Consider the following 15,622-nt stretch of genomic DNA (forward strand, 5'->3'; position numbering starts at 1 on the left):
TTTTTACACGTCCAAAATAGTTTTCTTTTCTGAGTGGAGGTTTTCTGAGCGGAGGTGTGAATTTTCATTATTCACATGACCAAAACGATGAATAAGCTGATTTAATTGCTCCATTGAAACGTCTTTTATTCCGTAATCACTGGGGGTTTTTATTCCTCCCGATTGGGCCTGTTTTTGACTGGCAGTGATGACGTTACAAAGTGCTTGTTCAAATGCCGTGATAAACGTCTCTGTTTGGCTCTGTGGCAAGCAAGAGTCCACGCTAAATTGCAGTTTTCCCGACTGAATTGCGCCATTGATACCCAACAGTAAATGGTTGCTATTCTCGCTGGCTATCACCGTTCCGCAATCGTCGCTGGTCAGTGACCAGTCTTGATGGCTGGCTCTCCCTAATTGGCCAAGATAGTTGAAACTGATGGTCGGCAAATCGCCGGTCAGGTATCCCGCCTGATGTAATGCACTGTAACCAATGCCTTTATTCGGCACGGTGCGAAGCATCTCTTTGATGTGAATGATGGTTTCTGCAATATCAGCCTGCATTGTCAGACGAATGGGGTACAGTGTCGTAAACCAGCCAACGGTCTCGGAGAGATCCAGCGTGTTATCAATGAGTTCACGCCCATGCCCTTCCAGAATGATATGGTTTACTGCTTGGGAGAAAGTCGCCTGTAGTGCCAGAGTGAGGGCACTCAACAGTAAGTCGTTAATTTCAGTGTGGTAACCCGCATTGGCTTCATGCAGCAGAATGTCGGTCATCTCAGCAGAAATGACCATTAAATGCTGAGTGCTTTCTTCATTCAGCACCGGATTGACGTTGCTACCTGCCATTATCCGTTGCCAGTAGGGCACTTCATTTTGATGCTGTTGCGCATAGTGATGGACAGCATTCACCCATTGCCGATAACTACTGGTCTTCGCTGGTAATGTCATGCCCTGTAATAACAAACGCATATCTTCAGCAATGATTCGCCAGGACACGGCGTCAATGATCAGATGGTGGAAGGCGAAGAATAACCGGGCACTGCCATCAGCATATCCGGTCAGGTGACCAGCTTGCCATAATGGCCCGTTACTGTAATCAAAGCCATTTTGCCATTGGGTCAGTTGCTGGTGCTGCTCAGCTTCATCCAATTCGCTGATATCACAGTGTTGCAACGAAGGATGTGAAGATGGCATTTCCCCGGACATTCTCTCGAATATTTTCTCAAAATAGTACTGACGATAGCCGTTTTCGGTATATATAAAACGAGTACGTAACATATCGTGCCGTTCAGTCAGCATTATCAGAGCCTGTTCAATTTGTGCGGATTTGATATCTCCGGGAAGCTGAACCATAAAGGCCTGATTCCAATGGTACGGGTTTGGCAAATTGAGGTTAAAGAATCTCTGCTGGATAGGCAGTAAACCAAATTCCCCGCTTAATAATCCCTGTTCTGCAAGCACTTTTACTGTGGGGGGGGCTTGTGTCAGCAGTTGGGTTAATTGAGCAACCGTTGGTGCCTCAAAAATAGATTTAACTTGAAGAGAAAAACCTGCCAGCCGTAGTTTGGAAACCAGCCGGATGCTGATAATGGAATCGCCCCCGATGCGGAAAAAGTTATCTTCAATGCCAACGCATTCCAGATCCAACAATTCCTGCCAAATGGCACACAGCTGGATTTCCAGCGCATTGCGGGGAGCGACATAATTGCCCCGATTTACCCATACCGGTTCTGGCAGGGCGCTGCGATCCAGCTTACCATTCAGGGTCAGCGGTACGGATTCAATACGGGTAAAGCTGGCAGGTAACATATACTCCGGCAGACAGGCAGAGAGATGTTCAACCAGAGTTTTATCAGACAGTTCTTCGTCTGTGACCAGATACGCAACCAACACTTTATTCCCGTGGTGCTCGTGGTCAATCACCACCGCTTGTTTTATCAGCGGATATGAGGTCAGGGCGTTTTCGATTTCCCCCAATTCAATGCGGTAACCGCGGATTTTGACCTGAAAGTCGTTGCGCCCCAGATATTCCAGCTCCCCGTTTGGTTGCCAGCGCACTAAATCGCCGGTTTTGTACAGGCGGGTGTAGCCTTTGGCCTTATCTTCTGTTGTCGCAAAGGGATTCGCTACAAAACGTTCGGCGGTCAGTTCAGGCTGGTTTAAATAACCCCGCGCCAGTCCGGCGCCGCCGATATACAACTCTCCCGGTGCCCCGATAGGCGACAGGTTACCGTGACCGTCAAGAACGTAGAGACGGGCGTTATTAATCGCCCGGCCAATATTGGTTGCAATATCCCCGCGCTGATACCGTTTTCCGGTCGCACAAACGGTAACTTCCGTCGGGCCGTAAGCATTCAGGACATCAGTGTGTTGGCTGAAATATTCAAGAAAATCCAGGGAAGGCGATTCCCCCGCGGTCACCAATAATTGCAGGGAGGGTAATTCAGTGCCAATTAATAATTTCAGCAGGGCGGGGGGTAAAGTGGCTATTTCAATGCCTTCTCGCTGAATGAGTGCGGCAACCGCAGGGGCATTGCGTTCGGTTTCACTGCAAATATAAACCGTCAGCCCATGCAGTAAACTGAGGAATAATTCGGAGACAGAAGCATCAAAGACATAAGCGGCAAACATCAAGGCTTTTTTTCTCTTTGCCACACCAAACAATTCTGCCTGTGCCGTAACCAGATGAGCCGCATTGTTATGCGCAATCATGACGCCTTTGGGCTGGCCAGTAGTGCCTGAGGTATAGATGATATAGGCCAAATCGGCCGGTTTATTTATGGGGGCCGGATTCTCTGCGGGCAGGCCTGCGGTGATGGACAGATCATCCGCCGCGATTAGTGCTGGCTGTTCAGTGAGTGTTCGGGTGTATGTTGCCAGTGCCGTGAAGTGTTGTTGCTGAGTTACCACACAAGGCGCGGCCGTATCAGCCAGAATAAACTGCACCCGCTCCGGTGGATATTCCGGTGAAATGGGCACATAAGCGCCGCCGGCTTTCAGCACCGCCAACATACTGATCACCATGTCCAGACTGCGGTCGAGGTAAAGGGCTATCGGGGTGTCAGCTGGCATGGGGGCATTATGCTGCTGCTGATAGCGCTCACGGATCACACCCGCCAGCTGGTTTGCCCGTTGGTTTAATTGGCGGTAGGACAGCGTTTCTCCCTCAAATACCAGCGCCACATGATCCGGTGTCCTTTCCACCTGTGCTTCAAACAGTTGTTGCAGGGTCTTGTCCTGCGGGTAGGGGGCATCGGTCTGGTTCCACGTGTGCAGCAGAGTCTGGCGCTCTTGTGTGGATAGAATATCAAGCTCGGACAGAGATTGTGTCTGGTCTGCCACAAATGCGATCAGCACCCGTTGATAGATACCCGCTAACCGCATAATGGTTGCTTCATCGAACAGGCTGGTTGCGTAATTCAGACAACCAGCAATGCTGGCTTGTCCATCAGAAAGAAGCAAGCTCAGGTCAAATTTGGCGGGACTGTGCAGGAACTCGTCCAGTGCGACCGGAGTAAACGGTAGGCGATCCCTGTCTGGCAGATTCTCACCAAAACTTTGCAAGCTGAACATTACCTGAAAAATCGGATGACGGGAGGCATCACGTTCAATTTCCAATGCTTCAACCAGTTGTTCAAACGGCATGTCCTGATGGGCTTTGGCTTCGGCTATCAACTTATGGATTTGTTTAATCAGGGTTGCCACGTTGGTCGTCTGATCAAGCTGTGCCCGCAAGACCAGTGAGTTGACAAACATACCGATCAGGGATTGAGTTTGGGCATGGTGGCGGTTATCGGTAGGAGTACCCAGTACGATATCGTTTTGTCCGGACAATTTTGCCAGCGTGACATAAAAGCCACTGAGCAGCACAGTATACAGGGTAGTTTCCTGAGTTTGTGCCAGCGCTCTTAACTGTTCAGATAGCATTACGTCCAGCGTAAAATTAAAATCCCGTCCCTGATAGCTCACTTGTACGGGTCTGGGATGGTCTGTCGGCAAATCCAGTGCTTCATAGTTGGCTAAAGCCTGCCGCCAGTAAGCAAGCTGGTGTTCGCGCACCTCACCTTGTAAATACTCCCGTTGCCATGCAGCATAGTCGCCATAAGTGATATCCAGAGGAGGCAGTTGGCTGTCACGGCCTTCTAATAAGGAATGATAAATTTCTGTCAGTTCGCCCAGAAAAATATCAATGGACCAGCCATCAATGGCGATATGGTGCCACAACATTAATAAGTAGTGCTTATCGGCAACCTGATAGTGACATAGGCGCAGACTCGGTTCGGTGGTCAGATTGAATGGAGTGGTTATATCAACACTCACCGTATCCAGAAACGTATCGGTATCTTCGTAAGCCAGTACCCTTGATTCGATAACCAGATCCCTGTTCAACATGCGTTGGTGGATCTGTCCTGCATCATTATTTGGGTACACCATTTTCATCACAGAATGGCGTTCAACCAGTCGGTTAATGGCAGTTTCTAACAATGGCAGACAAGCGTCGTTATTCAGTTGAACCAGATAAGGGATATGGTAGGCATAGGTGCCTTGTTCAAACTGCTCGATAAACAACATCCGCTCTTGGGCAAATGATAAAGGATAACTATCTAGCCCGAAGTGAGGGATAACCATATAGGCTTGCTGTCCAATGTGAGCCACCAAACCAGCGATGGTTTTTAGTTCAAACAATTGTGTCAGTGATACCTCTATTGTCAGTATTCGACGAATGGCTGCTGTCAATTTAATCGCCATCAGGGAATTACCACCGATACGGAAGAAGTTATCTTCAATGCCCACCTTCTCCAGCCCCAAGACCTCCTGCCAAATGGCACACAGTTGGGTTTCCAACTCATTGCGGGGAGCGATATAACTATCCCGGTTTCCCCATACCGGTTCCGGCAGGGCGCGGCGATCCAGTTTACCGTTCAGGGTTAAAGGGACGGACTTAATACGGGTAAAGCTGGCAGGCAACATATATTCCGGCAAGCGGGCGGAGAGATGTTCAATCAGGATTTCATCGGACAGTTCTTCGTCTGTGACCAGATACGCAACCAATACTTTATTTCCGTGGCGCTCGTGGTCAATCACCACCGCTTGTTTTACCTGCGGGTGGGAAGTGAGGGCACTTTCAATTTCCCCCAATTCAATGCGGTAACCGCGGATTTTGACCTGAAAGTCGTTGCGGCCCAGATATTCCAGCTCCCCGTTTGGTTGCCAGCGCACTAAGTCGCCGGTTTTGTACAGGCGGGTGTAGCCTTTGGCCTTGTCTTCTGCCGTGGCAAATGGATTCGCTACAAAACGCTCGGCAGTCAGTTCAGGCTGGTTCAAATAGCCCCGCGCCAGCCCGGCGCCGCCGATATACAACTCTCCCGGTGTCCCGATAGGCGACAGGTTGCCGTGACCGTCAAGAACGTAGAGACGGGCGTTATTAATCGCCCGGCCAATATTGGTTGCAATATCCCTGCGCTGATACCGCTTCCCGGTCGCACAAACGGTAACTTCCGTCGGGCCGTAAGCATTCAGGACATCAGTGTGTTGGCTGAAATATTCAAGAAAATCCAGGGAAGGCGATTCTCCCGCTGTTACCAATAATTGCAGGGAGGGTAATTCAGTGCCAATTAATAATTTCAGCAGGGCGGGGGGTAAAGTGGCTATTTCAATGCCTTCTCGCTGAATGAGTGCGGCAACCGCAGGGGCATTGCGTTCGGTTTCACTGCAAATATAAACCGTCAGCCCATGCAGTAAACTGAGGAATAATTCGGAGACAGAAGCATCAAAGACATAAGCGGCAAACATCAAGGCTTTTTTTCTCTTTGCCACACCAAACAATTCTGCCTGTGCCGTAACCAGATGAGCCGCATTGTTATGCGCAATCATGACGCCTTTGGGCTGGCCGGTAGTGCCTGAGGTATAGATGATATAGGCCAAATCGGCCGGTTTATTTATGAGGGCCGGATTCTCTGCGGGCTGGCCTGCGGTGATGGACAGGTCATCCGCCGCGATCAGTGCTGGCTGTTCAGAGAATGTTTGGGTGTATGTTGCCAGTGCCGTGAAGTGCTGTTGCTGAGTCACCACACACGGCGCGGCAGTATCAGCCAGAATAAACTGCACCCGCTCCGGTGGATATTCTGGTGAAATGGGCACATAAGCCCCGCCGGCTTTCAGCACCGCCAACATACTGACTACCATATCCAGACTGCGGTTGAGGTAAAGGGCTATCGGGGTGTCGGCTGGCATGGGGGCATTATGCTGCTGATAGCGCTCGCGGATCACACCCGCCAGCTGGTTTGCCCGTTGGTTTAACTGGCGATAGGACAGCGTTTCTCCCTTAAATACCAGCGCCACGTGATCCGGTGTCCTTTCTACCTGTGCTTCAAACAGTTGTTGCAGGGTCTTGTCCTGCGGGTAGGGAGCATCGGTCTGGTTCCACGTGTGCAGCAGAGTCCGGCGCTCTTCATCACTGAGAAACATGATTGACGCATGTGGCTGGTGTGGGTCACAAGCCACAGCGTGTAAAATATGTTCAAGCTGGCAAAGCAAGCGCTGTGCCTGTTTATCCGTCAGCCAGTCTTCACCATAGCTCAATTTTATTATTAAACGGTTATCCTGCTCATAGGCCATCAGTGATACCGGATAATCCACTTTTTCAATGGCTTTGCGGAATATCAGGGTATTTTCGATATCTTCCCTGTTTTCACTCACCACAGGGACAGGGTAGTTTTCAAAGACCAACAGGCTATGGAATAATCGTTCCCCGTCGGATTGCAGGCTGGCAAGTGAAACGGCACTGTGGCTGTTGAGTGCGGCGATATCTTGTTGTATGTCTTGTAAGACGTTAATAATGCTGTTTGTCTTATTCCATTGCACCATCAACGGCAGGGTATTGATATACAGGCCGACACTGGAGTCAATGCCTTCCACTGGTACATCGCGCCCGGATACGGTAGTGCCGACAATGGTCTGTTCATCTCCGGTGTAACTGTGCAGTAATTTATGCCAGGCAAATTGCAGTACTACATTCAGCGTCACACCTTGCATTCGGCACGTGTTTTTAAGCTGCTCATAAGCATTTCCCTGTACAGTAATAACCTGTTCGGCTGGCGTTTCAACGGTTTTTATCTGCATCAGGTCAATATGATGACTTAACAGGGCAGACAGATTATTGGTTCCTTGGAATCGTATTTTGCGCTCTGTCCAATATGTTTCTGATTCAACTTTATGATCCAGATGATATTGTTGGGTTGCCAGATACGCTTGTTCCACCACAATCTGGGGTACTCGCTCCTTTACCAATTCGTTGTAATACTCATGCACGGCTTGCAGTAAAATCGGGCCACTCCAGCCATCGGCAATACAGTGATGTTGGGTGATTAGCACGGTTACCAGCCGTTCATGTTGCCTGATGAAAGTCAAGCGGGTTAAATTGGGCTGACTTAAATCAAAAGGCAGGGCACGGTCATGTTGTTGGATTGCGTCAATTGCCTCATCTCGTACTTCTTCTGGTAATTGGCTGATATCTTTGATCTTAAAGTTCTCTGGCCCAATACTGGCTCCCGCAGTCACAATCTGCAAAATTTCCCCTTCCCAATCAAATGCCGTTCTGAGGATAGGGAAACGCAGTGAAGCCAGTGACCAGGCTTGTTGATAGGCGGCAAGATCGAGTTGGGTGTGATAATCCAATAGCAGTTGTACGCGATAGGCATCATCCTGTGGCTGAGCCAGATGATGATAAATAAATCCCTGCTGCAAACTGGTAGCAGGGTACAGGGTTTCCACCTGATAGCTTTGCTGCAAACGGTTTAAGCGTTCAATTGAAATTGTTTTAAACGCATAATCACTGGGCGTTTTCACCCCGCCCAACAGTGCCTGTTTCTGGCAGGCAGCGATGACATCATTAAGTGCCTGCTCAAAGGCCATGATAAACGTTTGTATCTGGGATGATGGTAAACCGGACAGAACACTGAATTGCAGCCTTCCCGCCTGAACGGAACCATTGATATCCAGCAGTAAATGACTGAGATTCTCGCTGGCTACCAGCAAACCACAGTCATCGTAGGTCAGTGTCCAGTCCTGATGACTGGTTTGTCCGGCCTCACCGCTCAATTGACCGAGATAGTTAAAGCTGATGAGCGGCAAATCTCCAGTCAGGTATCCGGCCTGATGTAAGGCGCCGTAGCCAATGCCTCTATTGGGCACAGTACGGAGCATTTCTTTGGTATGAATAATGGTATCCGCAATATCGGCCTGCATTGCCAGACGAACAGGATACACGGTTGTAAACCAGCCTACGGTTTCGGAAACGTCCAGCGTGCTGTCGATGGTTTCCCGCCCATGTCCCTCAAGAATAATCGGGTTTACTGGTCGGGAGAAAGTTGCCTGCAACGCCAGAGTAAGGGCGCTGAGCAGTAAGTCATTAATTTCAGTGTAATAACCTAAGTTGGCTTCACGCAGTAGTGTATCGGTCAGTTCAGCTGAGAAGCTTATCTGATATGGGGTAATTTCTCCCATCACCGGATAATTCTCTTTCCCTGTCACTACTTCCTGCCAGTAGGGCACCTCGTCTTGATGCTGTATTGCATAGCGGTGGACAGCAGCAACCCATTGCCGATAACTGCTGGTTTTTGCAGGCAGAGCTGTTTCCTGTAGTGATGAACATATAAGTGGTGGATATATAAGTGGTGGACACATATGCAGTAACAGGCGCATATCTTCAGCAATAATCCGCCAGGACACGACGTCAATAATCAGGTGGTGAAATGCGAAGAATAACCGGGCGCTGCCGTCGGTGTATCCGGTCAGATGAACGGCTTGCCATAAAGGCCCTGTGCAATAATCAAAGCCACTCTGCCATTGGGTCAGTTGCTGGTGTTGCTCAGCCTCATCCAATTCACTGATATCACAATGCAGTAATGTGGGCAGCCAAGTCGGTATTTCTGTGGGATAACACTGACGATAACCCTGTTCTGTGGTGATAAAACGGGCACGTAACATATCATGCCGTTCAACCAGCATTATCAGAGCCTGCGCAATGTCTGCGTGTTTGATATTACCGGGAATCTGGAGCATAAACGCCTGATTCCAATGGTGCGGACACGGCAGATTCTGGTTGAAAAAATCCTGTTGGATAGGCAATAAACCAAATTCCCCGTTCAGTAATCCTTGCTCTGCAACCACGGTTACCGGAGATGATGTTTGGGTCAGCAATTGCGCCAAACGTGCTACCGTTGGTGCCTCAAAAATCGATTTGACTTGAAGGGAGAAGCCTGCCTGCCGCAGTTTGGAGACTAACCGGATACCGATAATCGAATCGCCACCGATACGGAAGAAGTTATCCTCAATGCCGATCCGTTCTAATCCCAGAACATCTTGCCAGAGCGTACACAATTGGCTTTCCAGCTCAGTACGCGGTGCCATATAACGATCCCGATCTTCCCATACAGGGGTTGGCAAAGCATGGCGGTCGAGCTTGCCGTTGATGGTCAGAGGAATGGCATCAATACGGGTAAAGCTGGCGGGTATCATATATTCCGGCAGGCGGGTTGAAAGATATTCCATCAGAGCGTTATTGGTCAGTGTGTCATCGGTGATCAGATAGGCGGCCAGTGCCTTATGTCCCATACGCTCCCGATCAATCACCACCGCCTGTTTTACCTGCGGATGTGAGGACAAGGCGGTTTCAATTTCGCCCAGCTCAATGCGGTAACCGCGGATTTTGACCTGAAAATCATTGCGTCCCAGATACTCAAGGTTCCCATCCGGCAGCCAGCGCACCCGGTCGCCGGTTTTGTACAGGCGGGTGTAGCCTTTGGCCTTGTCTTCGTCTGTGGCAAATGGGTTTTCCACAAAACGCTCGGCAGTCAGTTCAGGACGGTTCCAATATCCCCGTGCCAGACTGGCACCGCCGATATACAACTCTCCGGGGGCACCTATAGGCGACAGTTTTCCTTCATTATTAAGGATATACATACGAGTGTTATGATGTGGTTTGCCAATGGGAACATTGCCACTAAATTCATCAGCTACATCAAAGTGGGTAATATCATTTGTCGTTTCGGTGGGGCCATAGAGGTTAATTAAAGTACTTGAACTGCTATTGATGGCTCTGAACGCGTTGACATGGGACATTGTCAACGTCTCCCCGCCGCACAGAACATAACGGATAGTACTGGGTAACTGCTGTCCTGAATCCCGTACTATTTGGCAAAAGGCACCTAACATGGACGGAACAAACTGCACCACCGTCACACCGGTTTTCTCTATCAGTTGATACAAATCTTCAGGCTGTTTATGGATATCCGGTGAGGCCATCACAATACTGGCACCGAACCAGTTAGCTGCAATCAGCTCCCAGACTGAGGCATCAAAGGTATAAGGAATTTGTTGCAGGACTTTATCCGATGTGCTCAATGGATATTCGGACTGCATCCAGCATAGGTGATTGATAACATTTCGATGGGTTAATTCAACACCTTTCGGCTGTCCGGTCGTGCCTGAGGTGTAGATAATATATGCCAAGTCAGTACTTTTGTTCACTGGCACCAGATTTTCCACTGATTGATTTTGGGTTATTGTGCAGTCATCTGCGGCTATCAGTGTTGGCTGAATTGGTAAAGAGTGCGTACATTTATCCAGAGTCATCAAATTTCGTTGCTGAGTCAGCACGCACGGGCTTCCGGTATCTTGCAGAATAAATTGAACCCGTTCTGGTGGATATTCCGGGGAAATCGGCACATAGGCACCGCCGGCTTTCAGTACCGCCAAAATACTGACCACCATCTCCAGACTGCGGTCGAGGTAAAGGGCGATTGGCGTGTCTGCTTGCATTGGTGCATTAAGCTGTTGCTGACAGCGTTCGCGTATCACAACGGCTAGTTGGTTTGCCTGTTCATTGAGCTGACGGTAGGTCAGGGTTTCTTCTTCAAACACCAGCGCCACATTATCAGGGGTAATTGCTGCCTGAGTTTCAAACTGCTGTTGTAAAATTTGATCCTGCGGGTAGGAGGCGTCTGTTCGGTTCCGGCTGTGCAACAGAGTATGGCGTTCCTGTTCTAATAAAATAGGTAATTCACTGACTAATAAAGAAGGTGAGTCAAGCAGAGCAGTAAATAAGCTCTGCAATCTTTCAAGTATGTTTTTTACATCCTGCTTACTAAAATATTCCTGCAAGTAATCTATCGTTATAATTAGCTTCTGTTCATACCCATAATCTTTCAGGCGAAAAAGGACAGGATCAATATCAAATATTCCTTCTATAAAATAATGCTGTGCTTGGTTGATTTCAGATGCTGACTCTGAAAGCCTTTCATAAAATATAAATATATTGGGTAAAGCAATTCCATGGTTACTGGCCATTCTGATCAGGTGAGAATGAGGAAATTTACCATGGTGATAACTTTCTTTTAGCGCTAACTCCATTAGCTTAATTTGTTCAATCACATTGACTGAGTTAGAAACATGGCAATGTACAGGATAGATATTTGCCTGCATTCCCACGACATATTTCTCTAATTTTGTTTTTCTTCCATGAGTAATGGTATTAAACGTTAATTCTTGTTGTCCTGTTAGCTCTGACATCATAATCGTGACCAGACTCGAAAAGACAGCAAGAATATTCGTTTTGTTTTTTTCACAAAAAGTACGCAAAGCTGCTTTCATTGAAAAAGGCAAAGCCCACGTATCGCTACCAGAGCCATTATTTTGATAATAAGGTGTTAATTGATGTATATCGTTTTTTGTTAAAAAAGAATGCCAGTATTTTTTATCTTTTTCGTAATCAGAAGAATTCAGATATTCTTTTGCTTTCTCTACTGTATCTAAATATTGTGGAATTTCTGACAACCAGGTGGTTGATGCTCCATTTTTCAGGCAGGTATATAATTTATGTATATATTCATGTAATCGGAATATACCGACTCCATCAATGATAATATGATGGAATTTAGTGAAAAAATAATACTTTTCACTAGTAATACGAATCAATGAAGCTTGATATAAGATCTCATTGGGGAAATTTATAGGCTGATCTATTTGTTGCTGCATCCACAGTTTTGCTTTTTTTTCAGGTTCAGGATGAATTGCGAAATCATGGAATATGACTGACTCAGGATCACTCTGAGTTTGAATATATTGGATTGTTTCATTATCCGAATTAACAGATATATGCAACCTTAGTATATCAACATGTTGATATAGTAATACCCACACTTGTTGTAAGATGGCTATATCTACCTCACCTTCCATCAAGGTATACCAGCCTAGGTTGTGTTGTGGAATATTTCCGTGGAGAACTTGCTCGTTAAATACATCTTCTTGAGCGGGGTGAAGGTCATATAAGTTCGAATTCAACGAACCTTCAGATTTTCTCATAATAAATTATATGAATGCATTCCGTTTACAAATTATTTGTAATTTATGATACAAATGAGTAGATTTCAGTCTTTGCCTAACCTTAATTTATTTATGTTTCAGTATTAACATGACTCAATAAGTCATATCTTATTTCTTATAACTCTAAATATTAAATCATTATTTCTACTTAACAGGTATTGGCATTATCTATCATGATATCATTACAGCTAATCTCGCAACCTTTCAGCATTCTTCCTTATACAAAATAGTTAATGTTAATTCGGCCAATGGTTAATATTTTATTTTTAATATGTTGAAGTCTACATCCTTGTCACCTGCCTTATTTTATTCAATTTATCTTCACCTTAAATAGTCGTCATTGTTTATTACTCATTTTCTCATGGTTACAGCTACACAGTCATGGTTTTATAATTATATCTCTTTGAACTGTAATAGTGATTAGCATTTGGATTGAAGTCTATATTATTTTTTATTTAATATGGTCGTGTTTTTTATTGCTCATGGATGTTAATCAGTATAGCCAAGCTCCTTTGTGGTTGTCTGCTAATATTTCAGCTACTATCGTGGGGGTTTTATTAAAATAAATGGTTTTACATTATTTTTATATTGAAAAAAATAATCCCCATGAGTCATTTTACCAATGAGTTATTCATGGTTTTCAATGTTTTTTATTAGTTGTAAAAACTATTTACATTAAATTTATTTGAAATGGTAATATTGATTTTTATTAGAGAGAGTGATGTTGAGGTATGTGGATAAATTAAATTATTTTTAAAGGCAGGGCTTTGTCATAACATTAATATTTTTGAAAGGTAATGGGTATATAGAAAAATATAAATTCAATAAAATAAAAATATAATATGTTGTTTTATGGCGATGTCATTTTTTTGTTCATCATGATAAAAAACACTTCATTTCGTTAAAGCATTGTATTTCCAGTTATGGTAAATTAATCCGTTTTTTAGGAGATATGGTCTATTTTATAAAATTTGGCTTGGTGAGCAATATGAATGTATGGGGTTATTTGTTTATCGCGATTTTGTCTGAAGTGGTTGCGACAACGATGTTAAAGACTGCGGATGGCTTCACTCGTTTAGTGCCTTCTATTGTTGTTGTGATCGGGTATTGTCTGTCTTTCTGGGCGCTATCACAAGTAGTGAAAGTGATGCCACTGGGGATTGCTTACGCTGTTTGGTCTTGTCTTGGGATTGTTCTGGTTTCCATTGCTGGTATATTTTTATATCAACAAAAATTGGATTTACCCGCAATCATCGGTATTCTTCTGATTATTTCCGGTGTTTTAGTGATAAATTTACTTTCTAAAAGTGCAGGGCACTGATTTAGACATTATTGGCGAATGCGTCATTAATGACCAGGTGTAGTCAGGAAAACAAAATGAATATATTGATTTTAACGATCTAATTATTATTTTGTTTTCCATAATCAGCAATGTTAATAGAAAATCATGTGGCAGTGTAAAAGTATCAGGGTAAATTCTTAAATATTTTTCTGTTAAGTTAACATCTTTTTAATAAAATTAGTTACCGTTTTTGTTCAAAAGACTATAGTGTAATTTATGATCAAAATAGGTTGGTGCAATAACAAAACTGGAGAAAATATGCTGTTAAAGCGAGGTATTATTCTTGGCAATCTGTTACTGGCGGGAGCGATATTGGCAGGTTGCAGCGGACATCAGGCAGGTACTCCATCAAATCGTTATAAACATTACCAATACTCTGATTTAGGCATTAACTTGAGTAAAGATGCCAGTGAAAGTTGTTCTGATGCGGGAGGAATTCCGGCATTAACCAAACAATTGAGTGGGCATCACATTCCCGTTTGCCAATTGGCGAATGGTCGCCGCTGTAATGAACAGGCTTTGTTGGAAGGGGGATGTACATCCATCTAGCTTTTCAGTCTTTCTGACTTTATCTGTGACAGAAATATTCTATTGCTCATCAAGATATTTCTGTCAATTTCTATTTATGTCAATTTTCACTTCAGGTTTTTCCTCATATTGAAGGTATTTTTCCCTATGGTAAAAATAAAAACGTTTTCTGAAATATAAAAAATATTTATTTTTTTACTTATCAACTGAAACGATACAGTAATGATGGTTATCAGGAAAAATAGAAAATAATATTTTTCTTTCAGGTCACCTTTCCAGAAAAAACATCAAATTATTTTGTTGATAACATTGCAGTCTACAAATAATGAGCAAGAATAATTCAGGTATCCTCAATGACTTCTGTTCTACTTATTATCTGGAGATAAAACCATGTTAAAACGTAAATATCTGACCCAGACTGAGATTGAATTATTACTTAATGAATTAAATAAACATGCTCATGCTACCCGTAATATCTGCATGATGTTTATGGGATTTATTCATGGATTTCGCGTATCCGAATTATTGGGTTTACGAATTTCTGATGTTGACTTAGGCGGAAAAAGTTTACGGGTTCAACGATTGAAAAATGGTTTTTCCACCATCCATCCAATGGTATCCCGTGAAACTCAATTAATACGCCAGTGGCTGGCTGAACGTCCGAAATATTTACCGAAGAAGAGGGAATTGTTGGGTGGGCAACAAATCGGCAATGAGCAACCTGACTGGTTATTTCTGTCCCGGAATGGCCAGCGTATGTCACGTCAGCAGGTCTATAAAATCATCCAACAGACCAGTTTAAAGGCAAAATTATCGATTTGCGCGAATCCGCACATGTTAAGGCATGCCTGTGGCTATGCACTGGCTGATAATGGCGTGGATACACGCTTGATTCAGGACTATTTAGGGCACCGAAATATTCGCCACACAGTGCGCTATACGGCGAGTAATGCAGGGAGGTTTGAAACAATATGGGATGGCAAAGGAAAACGAAAACAGTTGACATTTAGTACCAAACTGTCAACTGAGGATTTTTAGCCTGAAAATTACAATATTGAAGTTAAATAAACCCGCTTAAACAAACATTTTAGATGATTAATCTTTCGTATTTGAGTGGTATATAAAATTGAAAAAATGCACAAGAAGGGAGGGAAAATATTATGAACTGCGGAAGAGGAATAAATTTAAAAAAGGTAATTTATTAATAATTTAATATCAGCATGTTACGCAAGTTTTTGCTGATAATAGAAAAATAGACTAACTTTAAAATGGGTTCAATTAATGTAGTTGACAGTTTGGTACTAAATGTCAACTCACGATGTAGAACAAATATGGGGATAGCAACACCGCTCTGGGATGGGTCAATGGCATCGGCGTTTAATGACG

Annotated in this window: 5 protein-coding genes; 3 read left to right on the top strand and 2 right to left on the bottom strand. The window is 44.7% G+C overall.

The features are described from left to right. Positions 1-3 precede the first annotated feature (3 nt). Complete coding sequence (locus Xvie_RS12285; protein ID WP_167376273.1) at positions 4-12,324, bottom strand: non-ribosomal peptide synthetase; 12,321 nt, start codon at positions 12,322-12,324, stop codon at positions 4-6. 1,030 nt (positions 12,325-13,354) lie between these two features. On the opposite strand from Xvie_RS12285, the gene Xvie_RS12290 reads away from it, so the two are divergent. From Xvie_RS12290 to Xvie_RS12300, 3 genes are all read left to right on the top strand, one after another. After that, entirely contained in the window at positions 13,355-13,687 is a 333-nt protein-coding gene (locus Xvie_RS12290; RefSeq protein ID WP_086109607.1) for a DMT family transporter, read from the top strand. A gap of 279 nt (positions 13,688-13,966) precedes the next feature. After that, the gene (locus tag Xvie_RS12295) at positions 13,967-14,257 is read left to right on the top strand and encodes a putative hemolysin (protein ID WP_086109597.1); all 291 of its coding nucleotides are present in this window, start codon (positions 13,967-13,969) and stop codon (positions 14,255-14,257) included. Positions 14,258-14,626: 369 nt separating this feature from the next. Beyond that, on the top strand, positions 14,627-15,274 hold the full coding sequence (locus Xvie_RS12300; RefSeq protein ID WP_086109598.1) for a tyrosine-type DNA invertase: 648 nt from the start codon (positions 14,627-14,629) through the stop codon (positions 15,272-15,274). 163 nt (positions 15,275-15,437) lie between these two features. On the opposite strand, the gene Xvie_RS22290 is transcribed toward Xvie_RS12300, so the two are convergent. Next, positions 15,438-15,622 (bottom strand): hypothetical protein (locus Xvie_RS22290; protein WP_208612569.1); only part of this gene is annotated, 185 nt, incomplete at its 5' end.

The sequence above is a fragment of the Xenorhabdus vietnamensis genome, from assembly GCF_002127535.1.
GTDB classification, from domain to species: domain Bacteria; phylum Pseudomonadota; class Gammaproteobacteria; order Enterobacterales; family Enterobacteriaceae; genus Xenorhabdus; species Xenorhabdus vietnamensis.

Excerpts from the sequence above, each read along its gene's own strand:
- Xvie_RS12295 (WP_086109597.1), top strand. The coding sequence starts at position 13,967 with ATGCTGTTAAAGCGAGGTATTATTCTTGGCAATCTGTTACTGGCGGGA.
- Xvie_RS12290 (WP_086109607.1), top strand. The coding sequence starts at position 13,355 with ATGAATGTATGGGGTTATTTGTTTATCGCGATTTTGTCTGAAGTGGTT.
- Xvie_RS12300 (WP_086109598.1), top strand. The coding sequence starts at position 14,627 with ATGTTAAAACGTAAATATCTGACCCAGACTGAGATTGAATTATTACTT.